We start from the raw sequence: 16070 nt of genomic DNA, 5'->3' as shown, positions 1-16070 counted from the left end.
AGCTGTATCCAGCCTACCGGTTCCCTGGACCGCGTTTACTCTAGCTCAGATGGGGCAGAGGAGCTGGAAAAAATCCCTTGCCGCCCGAGCGCGTTGTCTCCCTCGGCTCTTATCTTCTCACCGCCTGTTGCACGGGATCCCTGGCCTCATCCTGTGGCGGTGGGGGGCAACTCGGTGTAGCAACGGTACACGGTGCGGGTGCCTGGCTCTGACCCAACCGACTCACGGCGACGGCAGTTGCAGGAGCGGGTGGCTGCGGCCACTGCTGAAATCCTCACAAAACAAACCTGCCCCTAGTATCTTGAGTGTTATTCTTCCAATCCCCCAAAAACTGGATCCCAAGCCCTGTCCTCACAGATGCGCGGCAGGGCTGAGGGAATGTCAATTTTGGGACTCAGCCGGCTGCGACGGCTGCCATTTCAGCACCAGAGTAGAGAGGGGCGGCAGGCAAAGATCGAGGGAGTAGGGCAGGTTGTGGTAGGCCCAGTCATCCGTCCACTTGCCCCCCAAGTTGCCGACGCCGCTGCCCCAGAACTCCACCGCGTCGCTGTTGAGCAGCTCCCGGTAAAACCCTCGCTGCGGCACCCCAATGCGGTAATTCGGCCAGACCACCGGCGTAAAGTTACACACCACCACCAGCCATTCCTTGGGATCCTCTGCATAGCGGATGAACGAAACAATGCCGCGATGGTCGCTGCAGTCGATCCAGCGGAACCCTTCTGGCTTGGTGTCTTGGGTGTAGAGGGCCGGTTGCGAACGCAGCAGATGGTTCAAGCTGGCCACGTAGTGGCGCAGTTTGGCGTGGGGCTCATATTGCAGCAGCCCCCAGTCTAGATCTGCCCACACATTCCACTCGTTCCACTGGCCAAACTCCATGCTCATAAACAAGGTTTTCTTGCCGGGGTGGGTGAACATGTAGCCGTACAAAGCCCGCAGGCTGGCAAACTTATGCCAGTGATCCCCCGGCATTTTGCCCAGCATGTGGCTCTTGCCGTGTACCACCTCATCGTGGGAAAAAGCCAGCATGTAATTTTCGCTGAAGGCATACATGAGGCTGAAAGTCACTAGGTTGTGATGGAACTGGCGGAACCAGGGATCCATGCGGAAATAGTCCAGCATGTCGTGCATCCAGCCCATGTTCCACTTGAGGTTAAAGCCCAGCCCGCCCACATGGGTTGGCCAGGTTACCATCGGCCAGGCGGTAGACTCCTCGGCAATCGAAAGAGCGCCGGGGTAGTACTTAAAAATGAGGGTATTGAGCTGGCGGAAGAAGTCAATCGCCTCCAAATGTTCTCGCCCACCGTAGCAATTGGGGATCCAGTCTTTGCGGTCATAGTCCAGATAAAGCATTGAGGCCACCGCATCCACTCGGATCCCGTCGATGTGGTATTTCTCAAACCAAAAAAGGGCGTTGGCCACCAGATAGTTGCGCACCTCGTTGCGGCCATAATTGAACACTAAAGTGCCCCAACCTTTGTGTTCTCCTTTGCGAGGGTCGGCGTATTCGTAGAGGTGGGTGCCATCGAAAAAGGCCAGCCCATGCCCATCTTTGGGAAAATGCCCCGGCACCCAATCGACAATCACGCCAATGCCAGCCTGGTGGGCGCGATCGACAAAGTACATAAAGTCTTGCGGTGATCCGTAGCGGGAGGTTACCGCGTAGTAGCCGATTACCTGGTAGCCCCAGGAGCCGTCGAAGGGGTGTTCGGCTACCGGCAAGAGCTCGATGTGGGTAAAGCCCAGCTCCTTGACATAGGGGATCAACTTGTCTGCCAGCTCCCGGTAGGTGAGAAAGCGGGTGTTGGGCTTTTGATCCACCGACACCAGGTGCCCATCGGGGGACGGGTCTTCCGTGGAAGCGTGCATCCAGGATCCCAAATGCACCTCGTACACCGAAATCGGCGAGCGCAGCGGGTCGGTGGCAGCCCGTTTTTCCAGCCACTCCTGGTCGTGCCAGGTGTAGGTGTTGAGGTCGGCTACAATCGAGCCGGTTTTGGGTCGCACCTCCTGCTGAAAGCCATAGGGATCCGATTTTTCGTAGATATCCCCCCAGGAGGTTTTCACCTCGTACTTGTAGATGGCTCCTGGCCCAATGCCGGGGATGAACACGGCCCAGATGCCGCTTTCGCCCAGCCGCTTCATCTGGTGTTGGCGCCCGTCCCAGTGGTTGAAGTCGCCGATAACGCTGACATTGCGGGCGTTGGGGGCCCAGACGGCAAAGTGGACTCCCTGAACCCCATCTACGCTGATGGGATGGGCGCCCAGCTTCTCGTAAATGCGGTGGTGATTCCCCTCGTTGAAGAGGTAGCGATCCAGCTCGCCGATGTGGTTGACCTTCTCGATGGGAAAGCGATAGGGATCCTCCCATTCTTCTAGGTGCTGCCCCTCCGGATCCCAGACCCGTTGCGCCCGCAGAAAGTAGTCTGGAAGCGGCGTGCCAGGCGCAAAGCGCAGCTCAAACAACGTTTCCGGGTGCAGCGGCTGCATCGGGTGGGCCTGGCCGCTGGATCGTTCCACCAGCCAAACCTGTTTTGCATTGGGCACTAGGGCGCGTACCAACCAAAAAGATTCCCCGGCCTCTTCTATCTGCTGTGGCCCCAAAACGGCATAGGGATCCTGCCATTGATTGCAGACCAACTGACCCACTTGTTCGGCAGACAGGAAAAAGCCCATCGATGAAGTCTCAGCAAACGACTGATTCCAGTCTAGCGGCCTGTCAGCTCCAGGCCCGTCTCCAGGCGAAGAACCCTTGCAGGAAGTTCTGCAGGCGGGGATTGGCGGCCAATTGTTGCTTGCGGTACTGCAGGGCCACCTTGGCATTGACCTGCGAGCGGGTGGGGTAGATGTGGATCCCTGTCAGGGCAGAGACGGGCAGCTGCCGGCTCATGGCTAAGACCACCTCGTGAATCAGCTCGCCAGCCTGGGATCCCACCAGGTGGGCCCCTAAGATCTGGCCGTTGCGCCGGCAGATCACCTTGGCAAAGCCGAGGGGGGCCGCTTCTGCCTGGGCCCGATCCACCTCGGCAAACTCCTGTTTGAGCACCATCACGTCTTTGCCGTATTGCTGCCGGGCCTCGCTTTCCGTGAGACCCACCTGAGCCAGCTCCGGCTCGGTAAAGATGGCCCAGGGAATGACCTGGTAACGCGCCCGGCTGATGGGGAAAAACAGGGCATTGACCAGGGCCACCGCCGCCTCGTAAGCCGCCACATGGGTGAACTGCGGCCCGCCGATGACATCTCCACAGGCGTAGATGCGGGGGTTGCTGGTTTGCAGCTTGCTGTTCACCTGGATCCCTTGGGGGGTGTAGCGCACGCCGGCAGCCTCTAGCCCCAGCCCTTCCACATTCGGGATCCGACCGGCAGCCACCAAGATTTCCTCCGCGCGGATCACCGCCTCGCCTGCCTCGGAGAGCTGGCCGACGGCAGAGCCTGTGCCGGCCTTGAGGTAGAGCAATTTTTCCCCCTGCTCCTGGCCAGCGCGGACAGCGCGCACCTGGGTGAGGAGGCGGATCCCGTCTTGGGCCAACTGCTGCTGCACCACCTGGGCGGCCTCCGGATCTACTTTGGGCAGAATGTGATCGCGGCTGGCAATGAGGGTCACCTCGGATCCCAGACGGGCCAGCGCTTGGCCCAACTCACAGCCCACCGGCCCCGCCCCCATCACCGCCACCGATCGAGGCAGGCGGGTCAAATCAAAGATCGACTCGTTGGTCAGGTAGCCCGCCTCGGCCAGGCCAGGCAAAGGGGGAACCGCCGGACGGGATCCGGTGGCCACCACAAAAGCCCGCGCCTGCACTCGCTTTCCCGCCACTTCAAAGGTGCGCCCATCCACAAAGCGCCCCTTGCCAAACACCAGTTCCACCCCCAGTTGGCGGAAGCGATCTGGCGAATCCGCGTGGTTGGCAATGTAGCTCTGGGTGGCGCGAATATGTTCGTACACTTTGAGATAATCCACCGCGATCCCTGCTGGGCTGGGAGAAGCAACCCAGCCGGCGGCAACAGACCGGCGCAGCCGCTGAACCGTGTGGGCCACGCACAGGAGGGCTTTGCTGGGCACACAGCCATACCAGAGGCAGTCCCCGCCTAGGCGGTCGCTGGCCTCCACCAGCAGCACCTTGGCCTGCAGTTGGGCAGCAGCGCTGGCCACCACCAGACCCGCCGCGCCGGCGCCGATGACCACGAGATCGTAAGGGACAGACATGGCGTTTGGGGGTGAGAAAATGGCCAACGGCTGCAGAGCTGAGGGATCCACAAAAACTAGCTCCATCTTATCGATCTCCTCCCAAGTCGGCCCAGGAGCGGAACGACGACAAGCTCCTGCACCAGCCAAACCCTTTCTCCAAGGGAGAAGAACTTGCTAAAGTGAGACGGATCGATCCCTTCCTAAGCTGGGTTGGTCGGCTTGTCTTGTTTTTGGGGTTTTGGGGACTTATGGCTATCCTGCTGTCGAGCGAACCTATCCTGGCCGTGAGCATCTTCGGCATGGGCCTGCCAGAGCTGGCCGTGATTGGGGTGATCGCGGTGGTCGTGTTCGGCCCCAAGAAGCTGCCGGAGTTGGGCAGCGCCTTTGGCAAAGCGTTGCGCAGCTTCAAACAAGAGATGAACAACCCCAGCAGCGATGACGAACCTGTTGCCGGCACAGAGGCGGAGAAGGTGGTCGAGAAGGACGCCGCCTGAGGATATCCCCTTGTTGTGTAGAAGCTGATCCAATAAAGTCGCATGGCCGGGATCCCGGTTAAGAGATCCGTGCCAGCCATGACAAAATAGGCCAGCTTGCCGGTGAGCTGGCTCCAGGGCTGGTGTATATTTCTGAAAAAGCTGCCAGCCTGGCGCTACCGCTTGATCCAAAGCCGGGCCGGGCAGGCGCAGCCGATGGAGGGCTATGGCGGAGCCGACCGATTTCGAGCTGATGCGCCAGATCCAACTGCGGGATCGCCGCAGCCACTTTTTGCTCAAGGATCGCTACCAGAAGCGCCTGCTGGAGATCGCGCTGGCTACCCTCAAGCAGCCTCACCAAGCCGAAGAGGTGGTGCGCCAGGTGTTTGCGTTCTGCTGGAGACATGCAGAGGCCTTCGATCTGCAGCGGGATCGCTCGGTGGCTCTGTGGCTCTACGAGTTGACGGCCTTTCAAGCCCAAGAACGCTTGCGGCGCTGGAGCTGGTTGCCCGCCCCTGCCTCCATCCGGGTCGCACCTCCTTTGTGGCCGCGACGTCTTCTCTGGGGCGGCTTGGCAGCGTTGGGGATCTACGCGCTGGCCATAACGGCGGCCTACTGGCGGCTGGGATCCCAAATCGGGGGAGAGACAGTGGCCATTCAACGGCTCTACCAAGAGTGGCAGCGCCAACCGCAGGTGCAGAGAACCATTTTGCGGGATCCCAACTTCCGCAACCCCTTCCTGGTGCAAGCTCTCTGGTCGCCCCGTGCCAAGCAGGTGCTGCTCTTGGCTTCAGAAATGCCCCCTGCTCCTCTGGGCAGCACCTACCAACTGTGGCTGGAGTCGGATATGCAGGGAGGGGGACGACGGCTGGAAAGCGCCGGCACCTTCGCCGTCAACGCCGAGGGATCCCTGCAATGGCTCAGCCAACCCACCCCTTCCCAGCAGCCGACCCGCCTTTGGATCACCCTCGAACCGGCAGGAGGGAGCGAGTCGCCCACAGGCCCGCCTCTGTTGCAGAGCAACTTCTGGATCCCTGCCGCTCAGCCATGACCGGGAAAGACTGCAGGAATGGCTGTGGCTGTAGGATCAGGGGGCAAGCTTGCCGACATTACCCATGATTCGCCAATATCTCTCAGGAGAGGGGCTGCGTTGGTTTCGCCTGGCCCTGCAGTTGCAAGGCTCAGTTGTACCGGCAGTGCTGCCCCGCACCCTCGTCTGCAGCTTGGTTGGGGTGCTGGTTTCCGTTTTCTACAAACTGGGGCTGCCCCTGGCGTTGTCCTCGTTGGTGGCCTTTGTGCCCAACATCGTTCTGGGTTTGATGCTGGTATTTCGGACAAACACCGCCTACGAACGCTTTTGGGAGGGGCGAAAAGCCTGGGGAGCCGTGGTGAACAATGTGCGCAACTTAGCCCGCCTAATTTGGGTGGCCATTGAAGAAAAGCAGCCCGGCGATCGGGAAGAGAAAATCAAGATCCTCTATCTACTGCCCGCTTTTGCCATCGCCATGAAGCAACATCTGCGCCAAGAATTCTTGGCGGATGAGCTTCAGCCCCTCCTCAGCCCGGAGCAGTTGCAACGCCTCAAAAGCCTCAACCATCCCCCTTTGCAAATTGCCTTTTGGATCGGAGATTACCTGCAACGCCAATACCAAAGGGGCCGCGTTGAGGTCTACCAGCTTACGATCATGGTGGAGCAGCTCAACAGCATGGTGGAGGCGCTAGGGGCTTGCGAGCGCATTTTGCTGACCCCGATGCCCATGGCCTATGCCCTCCATCTGAAGCAATTGTTGTTGCTCTACTGTTTGTCTTTGCCGTTTCAGATGGTGGAGGGCTTGGGTTGGATGACCGGCCCGATTGTCGGGTTTCTGGCCTTTATGCTGTTTGGCGTTGAAGAGATTGGCATCGAAATTGAAAACCCCTTTGGCCGGGATCCCAATGACCTGCCCCTTGATAACATTTGCAACAAGATGAAGCACAATATCATGGATCTGATCAATTCCACCTAAAGAAACTCGCGGGAGCTGTTCATGGCGGGGTTGCCTCAGCCGCTGCCTACCCCTAGTGGAGATGCCCGCGGTGAACCCGATCATTTAGAGAAGGAGATCCCCATATCTGGGCGAGGTGAGTTTGCTAAACTGTGGGCAATTTGCCGAGGTGCTCTGGAGATGGCCTGCCCAAGCTGTACATTTTTGCACCTGGCCGATGTGCATCTGGGCTATGACCGCTACGACAGCCCGGAGCGGAGCAAGGATTTCTTTTTGGCTTTTCGAGATGTTGTCCGGCGTTATGCCATTCAAGATCCGGTGGACTTTGTGCTGATTGCCGGGGATCTGTTCGAGCATCGGCAGATTCAGCCCAGCGTTCTCAACCAAGCCCAGATCGTCTTACGCGAGCTGAAGCAGGCCGGGATCCCGGTGTTGGCCATCGAGGGCAACCACGACAACCGCCCCTATGGCGTCAAGACCAGTTGGCTGAGGTACTTGGCTGATCACGGAGAGTTGATCTTGCTGGAGCCGGAAGCCGGGGAACAGGGCCTGGAGCTACGCCCCTGGTCAGGTGGGCGGGGCGGGTATCTGGATTTGCCCTGTGGGGTGCGGGTGATCGGATCCCAGTGGTACGGATCGGCAGCCCCTAGGTCGATTGAACAGTTGGCGGCGGCCATTCGACAATTGCCCCCCGGCCCAGAACGGGTGGTGTTGATGTTCCACCATGGCCTGGAGGGCCAAATGGCCCGTTATCAAGGGGCTTTGCGCTACCGGGATCTGCTGCCTTTGCGGGAAGCGGGGGTGGGCTACCTGGCCTTGGGACACATTCACAAAAGCTATTCTGAGGGCGGGTGGATCTTCAATCCGGGATCCCTGGAGGCCAACAGTACCGCCGAATGGGATTTTCCGCGGGGAGCCTACCGCGTCCGCTGGGGAGATGGCCCGCCCCAAGCCGAGCTGCTACAAGACTACTATCAGCGGCCCCGCCGGCGGCTGTCTCTCGAAGCCAAAGGCCGAGAAACTCCCGAGCAAATGGTAGCGGCAGCCATTGCCCTGGCCAGGGGATCCCGTCTTCAGGAACACGAGATGGAGCCGATGGTGGAGTTGCGCCTGGTGGGGCAGGTGGGGTTTGCCAAGCACGAGCTGGACAGCCGCGCCCTACAGAAGCAGATTCAGCAGATTACCGGCGCCTTGCTCGTCCTGCTTCGCTTTGAGGCTACTCCCTTGGAGATCGGATCCGCTGCTCTTTCTCTGGAAGAAGAAGGACAAAGGCTACAAATTGAAGAGAAAATCTACAGGGATCTGCTGAGCAGCCATGCCCACTATCGCAAGCGCAGCGAAGAGCTGGCGCGGCTACTCCTGGATCTCAAAGCAAGAGTCTTAGATGGACAAGGCGAAGCGGAAGTATACGCTCACCTGAGGGACGCATTTTTGGGGGAAGAAGACTGACCATGCGGATCCTCTCTCTGGCTCTACAGAACTTCAAGTCGCACGAGGACGCCATCTTCACGTTTGAGCCAGGCATTAATGCCATTTGCGGAGAAAACGGAGCGGGCAAAACCAGCATTCTGGAGGCCATTGCCTGGGTTTTGTTCGACTACTGCCCCTACAGTCAAGAAGAAATCATTCGCTCTGGCGCCAGTGACGCGGTGGTGACCGTGCAGTTTATCTCCCAATGGGATCAGCGCACCTACGATGTTCGCCGCAGCGTTAGCCAGGGATATCGCCTCTTCGATCCGCAACTGAAGCAGCGCCTGGAGTATGAGCGCAAATCCGATGTACTGCCGTGGCTGAGGCAACATTTGGGCGTACCTGCCGGTACCGATCTGGCGCGGCTATTCGCCACAACGATTGGGGTGCCCCAAGGGACTTTCACAGCAGACTTTCTCAAAACAGGTCGAGATCGCAAAGAAGTTTTCGATCGCATCTTAAAAGTAGAGGAGTACCAGCAAGTAGCCAAAGATCTGTTGGCGGTCGAAAAATACAGCGAAGCACAAGTCCAGGCGATTCATCATCAAATTGAGTTGCTGCGTCAACAGCTACAGGAATGGGATCCGCTCCAAACCGAGCGGCAGAAAATCCAGCAAGAACTAGGTCATTGGCAAGGGCGCTTGAGTCAGTCGATTCACACCCTGGATCAGGCCAAGATTGAAATTGAGCGACTGGAGAAATTGCTGGAGCAAATCCAAACTTTGGATCACCGGATTGCCCAACTGGAGCAAAAGGGATCCCTGCTGGATGTATCTCTTAAGCAGGCGGAAAAGCTGTGGGAAGAAGCCAGGCAAGCCCAAGCACAACAACAGCAGTATCAAGAGGGATCCCAGCGCTTTTTGGCCATAGAAGCTCAGTTGCGGGAGCTGGAAAAACAGCAACAGCAGCGCTTGGAGTGGTTGAAACAACGCGATGCCTTGCTCTTGCAAAAGCAAAACATTGAAAACCAACTGGCCAGACTGCAAGAAAAGCTGAGCCAACAACAGCGCTGGAAGCAGGAGCTGGAGGAGCTGACTCCGCAAATTCAAGCCCAAGAAGAGCTGGAACATCAACAGATCTATTGGACTCAACAACTCAACACTTTGCTACAACTGCACCACGAATGGGAACAACTCCGGGCAGCATGGACAGCCCATGCCCAGCGGTGCCAACTCCTGCAAGATCGAGTGCAAGAGGCGGAGCAGGCACAGGTCATTTGTCAGCAGCATCAGACAGCCCACAACCGTTATCTGGAGCTGGAAGCCCTCATCGCCGATCAGGAAGCGCTGCGGCAAGCCCGACAAACCCTACTGGCTCAGCGGGAAACTTTGCAACATCAACTCCATCAACTAGAGCTGCGGGGATCCGAATATCAGCATCAGCTCCAGATTTTTCAAAAAATGGCGGCAGAAAAACTTGAGCTACAGCCTCTATGCGAACAGCAGACTGCCCTAGAGCAACGCCACTTCCAAATCAGCCAGAAGTTGGCTTCTTTTCAGACCCTGCGCCTTGAACTCAAACAACGGGAAACGGAACAGGAACAAGGCCAAGTTCAATTGGAACAACTCCAACTCCAACTGAGACAACGGCAGGCAGATTTGGATCGCGTAGCCGCCATTCCTACGCTCGAAGCTCAACAGGAGCGCCTGCAAACTCAGCTCAGCCGCATTGCTGCAGCTCGTCAATTTCAACAGGAGCTACAAGCCATCTTTGAGCAGGGCTCGAATCGCTTTGCTCAACAGCACCACAGCATCCAACAACTTCTGAGCCAATTGGAAGCGCAGCAACACAATTATCCCCAACTTCAACCTCTGTGGCAGCGGATCCCGGAAGTGCTTGCCCAATCTTCAGCGCTTAGCCAGCAGTTGCTCCAGTCCATCCATCACATTTTGCAAGATCTGGCTCCCCAAACTTCCGAACCCCAACTTCATCAGCAGTTGGCCGACATCCAAAAACAACTCAGGACTTTGCAACCCTTGCTCGGCCTAACCGCACAAATCCCCGATTTGGAAGCCCAAGTAGAACGGCTGCTGCAATTGCAAGCTGAACGGCAAAGCCAAATTGATGACCTTCACTGGAGCCTTGAGGCCGAGCCAACCTTCCTGCGGCAACAACAGGAAATCGGTCAGGCGCTCCAAGCCCTGGGGGATCCCAAGGGACAAATCCAACGTCTGGAAAAAGAGCTGAATGGCAAGCCCAGAGTGGAGCAAGAATACCAACAGCTCACAAAGCACATCCACCAACTCCAGCAACAGCTCGAAAATCTGGAACGACAGCTTGAGCCTTTTCGGGATCTAGAGGACAGAATTGCCGATTTGCGGGAGGAGCAAAAAGGCCATCGCAGCGGCTATGAAACCGTTATTCGCTTGCAGGCCCTTGCCCAAAGCTTGCCGCAACGAAAAGAGGAACTCAAAACCGCCCAAGCGCTACTGGAGCAGCTGCAAAAAGCTGGTCAAGAGAAACAGGCTCAAATTGGCCAATGGGAAAGTGCTCAAGGTTCAAGGGATCAACTGCAGGCTCAAATCGAAAAAGCGGCTGAAGCCTTGAAATCTTTGGGGGATCCCAGAAGTCAAGCCGAGCGGCTCAAAGCAGAGTTAAAACAGGAAAAGCAGTATTTGCAAATGCAGGCCGAGTGTCTGCAGCAGCTTCGGGATTTGGAAGCAACGCTCGGCCCTATTGACGAGGCCCTATCCCAAACCGAGCACCTGGATCGAGAGCTGGGATCCCTACAGAAACAACGTGAACGATACCGATTGGATCACGAGCATTATCTGCGGGCCGAGCCGATCGCCAAATTGCTTCCCGAACGGGAACAAAAGCTGGCCGAGCTAAGCGCCCAACAACAGGAGTTGCAAGCTCAACTGTCCCAACTGCGGTTGCAGCGGGATCCCTTGGCTGCTCTGTATCAACCACAGGAGCATGAGCGCCTTCGAGCCCTTTTGCAGACCACCCAAATCCAAAAAGCCGAAGCTCAAGCCCGGCTGGAGAGCTTAGCTCCTCAACTGAGCAAAATCCAGGAAAGGTTGCGGCAGCTGGAACAGGTCAGGGAAAGCTTAAAGCAGGTTGAGGCAGAAAAAAATGAGAAAGAACGCCTACATCGCTTTATCAAATTTAGCCGAGATACCTATAAAAAGGCTGGCCCTCAAGTTACCCAGCACTACCTGCAGCAGATCAACGATACCGCCGATCACCTCTTCCGCGAAATTCTCAACCGCTCCAACATCACCCTGACCTGGGAAACCGACTATGAGATCTGGGTTCAGGAAGCCGGCAGTCGTAAGCGACGGTTTGCCAGCCTTTCAGGAGGGGAGCAAATGTCAGCGGCCCTAGCGGTGCGCTTGGCTTTGCTCAAGGTGCTGGGGCAACTGGACATCGCCTTCTTTGATGAGCCCACCACCAATATGGACGCCCAGCGGCGACAGCGGCTGGCAGAGGCCATCACCAATTTGCGATCTTTTCAGCAGCTATTTGTAATCAGCCACGATGATACCTTTGAGCAAGTAACGGAGAACATCATTCGGGTGGAGAGGCACTCCGGCTCTGACCAGATGAGGAGGGATCCCACCTATGGTGTTTAGAGCCGACCGGATCCTGGCGGTACTGCAACAAAAGCGAGAAGCCTTTGCCACTTTTGATCAAGGGCTATCGGAGCGCAGAGAATGGTATCGGCAGGCCATGGAAAGCTTGTGCCAGTGGTCGAGTTTAGAGATTGCCGAAAAAATTGCTCTATTCTCTTTTCCAGGTGCTTTGCCCACTGAGGAATGGGATCGTTACTCCAGTTGGAAGATCCCTTTTGAGAAAGAATGGACTAACTATGAAGAAAGCTGTGAATGGGCAAGGTCGGTTATCAAAAACATTCCCACCTTCGCAGTAGACGGATCCCAGATTTATCCCAGCAAGGATCTGTCGATCCCAGTGGCCTTGGTGCAGATCGGCTGGTATGAGAATCATCACTCTGCCCAAGGCCTGTACGAAAAAGATATTCAAGTCGATGTACTGACTCCAAAGGATTTGGGATCCGATAGCAGCGGCGAGCCTAAAGAGCGCGTTGTCAACATGCGCCGCTTTCAAATGGAAACAGAAAAGCTGGTGGAATATATCCGGAGAGCTCAGCCTGGATCCCGAAAGTTGGCCTTTTTAGATGGGGCGTTAGTGGCTACCTTCGCGGAAGCTTTTGAGCCGGAAAGCCGAGATTTCTACGTACAGTGTTTACTCCAGGTGCTGCGGGCCAGCGAGCAAAACCGGATCCCCATCGTTGCCTACATCGACACCACCTATACCTCGGATCTGGTGACATTGCTGCGGCATTGCTTCGATCTTCCTGAAGCTCCTCAGCTCCACGATGCCCAATTGCTCAGCCCCTGGCTAGAGTGGGGGGAGCGCACGCCTTTTTTTATCTGCGCTCGTGGCGGCAGCCTCAACCCTCAAGATGGGATCCTCAACTCCTACCAAGAAATGCGGGAGCGGGTGGGATTTGTTTATTTGCGCACCAACAACAACTTTCCGGCCCGGCTGGAGATACCGGTTTGGGTTTATGAGGCAGGACTTTTGGACTGGGTGGTGGATCTGGTGCGCTGCGAGGTGATCATTGGAAGAGGCTATCCTTATGTGCTGGAGACAGCCGATCAAATAGCCGTCATTCGCAACGAAGATCGCAACCTTTTCCTGCGCCTGATGCAAGATTGGGCAAGCCGCGAGAAGCTCAGCCTCAGGTTATCTCAGAAAACGGTGAGTAAACTGCAGCGGAGGCGGGTTCGATGAGATTGGGCAAGGTGGTTCGCTCCAACAATCACTGCGACTACGTAGTGCAGGTGGATGACATCTTAGAAGTCAAGAATCCTCCCTCTCCCGACGACTATGGCTTTGGCAGCTTTGTTAAGCTGGAGAGCGATCAACGGCACTGGGCTGTGGGTCTGGTCTATAACACCCAAATTGTCAACCCACTCTTTCTCAACTCCGGCCCACGCCTTTCCAGCCAGCCGGATCCCTATTTTTCCCCTGATTTACAAAACGAGGTGCGCACACTGCTTTCGGTGGTTCTCATCGGAGCTTTGGACGAAGAGCGGGGCTGTGGCCGGCAAGGGATCCCGCGCGTGGTGGTGCCCGTAAACACACCCGTTTTTCGCATGAGCCAAGAAGAAATCCTACGTTTTCACCAAGATCCCCAAGGTCAAACCCAGTTTTCGTATTATGGATTGCTCTTGAGCAGCGGTGGCAACTTTGCTGACCACCTTATTTATCAAGTCTTGAACGATATCATACCCATGTTTTCCGATCCAGCCCAACAGCGGGCCCTGCAAATTCTAAGCAAAGAATTGGCCTGGAAAATGACCGTAGGAGCGATGCGCTGATGACCAAAAAAACTGTAGGGATGCCTCAGCCCTCTGAGAATGGGCGCTATCCAAAAGCTGTTTTCTCCTCTGATGAAGAGGCCCCAGAGGTAATCGGCACCGTCAAGGGCCCCGGTGAAACCCCCAACCAATATGTGTTTATCACTTCCAATACCCAAGCCGTAAGGGTAGGCGATTTTGTCTACTATGAAGTGCGGGATCTCCAGTCCCAAACCCTGCAAATCCTAGGCAAAATCAGCCAAGTCCAGCTTTTGGATCACATTCCCGATCGCATCTTTGCCGACACCGAGATCGATCCCAGCACCATTGTGGCTTTGGTGGGCTTTACCCATCCCAACCCAGAAATCTACGCAGTTACCGTCGAGGTCATCGGCTATTTTCACCGCGCCATGGGCTTTATTAACCCCCGTCGCCCTCCGGATCCCGGTGCCAAAGTCTTTTTGGCCTCCAATCGTCTGCTGAAATCGATTTTGAACAAACGGGATGAAACAGCCATTGGGGGCGCTCACTTGGGCAGTTTGCTGTTGCGCGATGAGGGAGCGGTGCCCGTGGTGCTGGATGTCAAGGAAATGGTTAGCACCCATCTGGCTATTTTGGCAGGGACGGGATCCGGAAAATCCTATACGGCGGGGGTCTTGATTGAAGAGTTGATGTTGCCCAAAAACCGGGCTGCTGTTCTTATTTTTGATCCTCATGGGGAATACCATACGCTGGCAGAGATGCAGTCCCACCCCAAGTTTTTGGGCGAAGACGGCTACCGCCCTAAGGTTAAGGTTCTCTCCCCACAAGAAATTAAGATCCGCGTGTCTTCTCTCAACTTTTTCGATATCCTTACCCTCCTGCCAGAGACCACCGACCGGCAGAAATCTTTCCTAGAGAAGGCTTTCCGCAAGGTTACCCAGTTTAATCCGGTACGTTGGACGATTCAGGATCTGATCGACGCCGTCAACGAAGCGGATTCCAAGGAAGATGGATCTCAAGGATCCTCAGCACCTGCCCTGGAGTGGAAGCTGGAGCAGATCGATCGCTCTCCCTATTTCAGCAATGTAGAACACCTGGCTCCAAAGGATTTGTTTGAGCCAGGGCAGGTAACCATCTTACAAATGCACGAGATTAGCCAGGAAGAGCAGCAGGTGATTGCCGCTGCTATTCTGCGCCAGGCCAATTACGCCCGCATTAACACCCATAAAGGCAAGATCCAGCCGGGGGATGAAAATTACCTGCCCTATCCTGTTTTTATCTTGTTGGAAGAGGCCCATCGCTTTGCCCCTGCCCACGAGCCTTCCCGCTGCAAGCAGGTGTTGCGCACCATCCTTAGCGAAGGACGCAAGTTTGGACTGGGAGTAGGTCTCATTACGCAACGCCCCGGCAAGTTGGACTCGGATATTCTGTCGCAATGCATGAGCCAATTTTTGATGCGAATCGTCAACCCTTCCGATCAAGAAAACCTGCGCCACAGCGTTGAGGCTGCCGGACGGGATCTGCTCCAAGAATTGCCGGCTTTGAGCAAGGGTCAGGTAATCGTCTCCGGTGTGTGTGTCAATACCCCTGTTCTGTGTAAAGTGCGGCAGCGCTACACCCAGCATGGTGGCGAAACCCTAGATATCCTCGGCTTGTGGCAAAATCACTTTCAGGCGCATCGCCAACGGGATCGCCTGGCCCAATCTGCTCCCCTTAAGCCACGCTCTCAACCACAGGTGATCGAAGGATTGAGCATTGAGTGAACGACCCCCGACCCTCATCTTCGTTGAGTCAACACAACATGGCCTACGCCACGCTGCGCGAACCGATAGAGTACGGGCTTCCCGCCGATTAAGCTAAAGCTCACCCAAGGCTGCGGGCCAGCTTGTTGAGCTTGCCGAGAGATCGGGAAGACAGGGATCCAGTTTGCTACAAGTAAAAAAGAGTTTTGCAGTCAGCAGAGTGAGAAAAGACGCTCTCTTGCGGGGTTGGGCTGTTATTGCCGCTGTGGCTCTACTGGGATCCGGCCCTGCCTATGCCCAGTTGCGGCTGATCCCTGAGGCGGCGCGGCAGGTCTACGCGGCCTTGCCAGATTTGCCGCTGGAAAATGGCTATACCCCCGTGAACCCCAATGACGGCGGCCCCGCGCCCGAGGAAGATACCTTAGTGCGGCGGATGATGGTCTACCACCTGCAGGTGGTCGGTCGCTCTCCTACCGACCGCTTTGACTGGCAACTGACGCTAGCGGACTATTTGGACGCCAATGAGCCGATAGTTGCCCAGCGCTACCCGGGTGCCGAGCGCCTGACGGTTAACCCCTATGCCCAAGACAAGGCAGCCGTGCAAGCCCTGACCCGGCAACAGCGACAGGCCCTGCTGCGGGCCATTCTGCTGGCCTTCGGCGGGGATCCCGATCCCAAGCCCCTGTACATTCCCACCGCCTTGAACCCTGTCCCTGCCCCGCCCACCCCAGAACCGCTGCAACGCTTGCCGATCCCCGGCGCTGGATCCGCCGACCTACTCCGGCCCTAGAGGCGACCCCTCACCCCCGGCCCCTCTCCCTGAGGCCCTCACCCCCAGCCCCTCTCCCTCAGGGAGAGGGGAGCTAGGACTTGACGTAGCGAGCGGCTTCGTCAGTTATATTCCA

The 16070-nt window shown here is 56.8% G+C and carries 12 protein-coding genes; 9 read left to right on the top strand and 3 right to left on the bottom strand.

What is annotated here, in order from left to right; translation table 11 throughout:
- Positions 1-146: 146 nt before the first annotated feature.
- From NW844_RS08710 to NW844_RS08700, 3 genes are all read right to left on the bottom strand, one after another.
- On the bottom strand, positions 147-278 hold the full coding sequence (locus tag NW844_RS08710) for a hypothetical protein (protein WP_414334997.1): 132 nt from the start codon (positions 276-278) through the stop codon (positions 147-149).
- A gap of 103 nt (positions 279-381) precedes the next feature.
- Positions 382-2673, bottom strand: a complete 2292-nt coding sequence (gene glgB / locus NW844_RS08705; protein ID WP_414334996.1) for a 1,4-alpha-glucan branching protein GlgB — start codon at positions 2671-2673, stop codon at positions 382-384.
- Positions 2674-2716: 43 nt separating this feature from the next.
- A complete protein-coding gene (locus NW844_RS08700) occupies positions 2717-4267 on the bottom strand; it encodes a dihydrolipoyl dehydrogenase family protein (RefSeq protein ID WP_414334995.1) in 1551 nt (516 codons plus the stop codon).
- Positions 4268-4431: 164 nt separating this feature from the next.
- Here NW844_RS08700 and tatA point away from each other — a divergent pair, with 164 nt between their 5' ends.
- From tatA to NW844_RS08655, 9 genes are all read left to right on the top strand, one after another.
- Positions 4432-4677, top strand: coding sequence for a twin-arginine translocase TatA/TatE family subunit (gene tatA / locus NW844_RS08695; RefSeq protein WP_414334994.1), 246 nt, complete (start codon positions 4432-4434; stop codon positions 4675-4677).
- Positions 4678-4882: 205 nt separating this feature from the next.
- On the top strand, positions 4883-5707 hold the full coding sequence (locus NW844_RS08690; RefSeq protein ID WP_414334993.1) for an anti-sigma factor domain-containing protein: 825 nt from the start codon (positions 4883-4885) through the stop codon (positions 5705-5707).
- A 49-nt stretch (positions 5708-5756) separates the two neighbouring features.
- The gene (locus tag NW844_RS08685; protein ID WP_414334992.1) at positions 5757-6662 is read left to right on the top strand and encodes a bestrophin family protein; all 906 of its coding nucleotides are present in this window, start codon (positions 5757-5759) and stop codon (positions 6660-6662) included.
- 159 nt (positions 6663-6821) lie between these two features.
- The gene (locus NW844_RS08680; protein ID WP_414334991.1) at positions 6822-8090 is read left to right on the top strand and encodes a metallophosphoesterase family protein; all 1269 of its coding nucleotides are present in this window, start codon (positions 6822-6824) and stop codon (positions 8088-8090) included.
- Positions 8091-8092: 2 nt separating this feature from the next.
- Positions 8093-11689: an AAA family ATPase gene (locus tag NW844_RS08675; RefSeq protein ID WP_414334990.1), complete on the top strand. Its 3597-nt coding sequence runs from the start codon at positions 8093-8095 to the stop codon at positions 11687-11689.
- Complete coding sequence (locus tag NW844_RS08670) at positions 11679-12872, top strand: DNA double-strand break repair nuclease NurA (protein WP_414334989.1); 1194 nt, start codon at positions 11679-11681, stop codon at positions 12870-12872. The genes NW844_RS08675 and NW844_RS08670 overlap by 11 nt, the downstream gene beginning before the upstream one ends.
- The gene (locus NW844_RS08665; protein ID WP_414334988.1) at positions 12869-13462 is read left to right on the top strand and encodes a hypothetical protein; all 594 of its coding nucleotides are present in this window, start codon (positions 12869-12871) and stop codon (positions 13460-13462) included. The genes NW844_RS08670 and NW844_RS08665 overlap by 4 nt, the downstream gene beginning before the upstream one ends.
- On the top strand, positions 13462-15186 hold the full coding sequence (locus NW844_RS08660; protein ID WP_414334987.1) for an ATP-binding protein: 1725 nt from the start codon (positions 13462-13464) through the stop codon (positions 15184-15186). Before NW844_RS08665 ends, NW844_RS08660 begins: the two co-directional genes overlap by 1 nt.
- Positions 15187-15385: 199 nt before the next feature.
- Entirely contained in the window at positions 15386-15955 is a 570-nt protein-coding gene (locus NW844_RS08655; RefSeq protein WP_414334986.1) for a hypothetical protein, read from the top strand.
- Positions 15956-16070: the final 115 nt, after the last annotated feature.

Source organism: Synechococcus sp. H55.2 (assembly GCF_047462495.1).
In the GTDB taxonomy this organism is placed as follows: Bacteria; Cyanobacteriota; Cyanobacteriia; order Thermostichales; family Thermostichaceae; genus Thermostichus.
The sequence above is the reverse complement of the archived record's forward strand: the minus strand, read 5'-3'. Positions and strand labels throughout refer to the sequence as shown.

What these genes read in the sequence shown, in the direction of transcription:
- NW844_RS08690 (WP_414334993.1), top strand. Translation starts at nt 4,883, where the DNA reads ATGGCGGAGCCGACCGATTTCGAGCTGATGCGCCAGATCCAACTGCGG.
- NW844_RS08665 (WP_414334988.1), top strand. Translation starts at nt 12,869, where the DNA reads ATGAGATTGGGCAAGGTGGTTCGCTCCAACAATCACTGCGACTACGTA.
- tatA (WP_414334994.1), top strand. Translation starts at nt 4,432, where the DNA reads ATGGCTATCCTGCTGTCGAGCGAACCTATCCTGGCCGTGAGCATCTTC.
- NW844_RS08700 (WP_414334995.1), bottom strand. Translation starts at nt 4,267, where the DNA reads ATGGAGCTAGTTTTTGTGGATCCCTCAGCTCTGCAGCCGTTGGCCATT.
- glgB (WP_414334996.1), bottom strand. Translation starts at nt 2,673, where the DNA reads ATGGGCTTTTTCCTGTCTGCCGAACAAGTGGGTCAGTTGGTCTGCAAT.
- NW844_RS08660 (WP_414334987.1), top strand. Translation starts at nt 13,462, where the DNA reads ATGACCAAAAAAACTGTAGGGATGCCTCAGCCCTCTGAGAATGGGCGC.
- NW844_RS08680 (WP_414334991.1), top strand. Translation starts at nt 6,822, where the DNA reads ATGGCCTGCCCAAGCTGTACATTTTTGCACCTGGCCGATGTGCATCTG.
- NW844_RS08675 (WP_414334990.1), top strand. Translation starts at nt 8,093, where the DNA reads ATGCGGATCCTCTCTCTGGCTCTACAGAACTTCAAGTCGCACGAGGAC.
- NW844_RS08670 (WP_414334989.1), top strand. Translation starts at nt 11,679, where the DNA reads ATGGTGTTTAGAGCCGACCGGATCCTGGCGGTACTGCAACAAAAGCGA.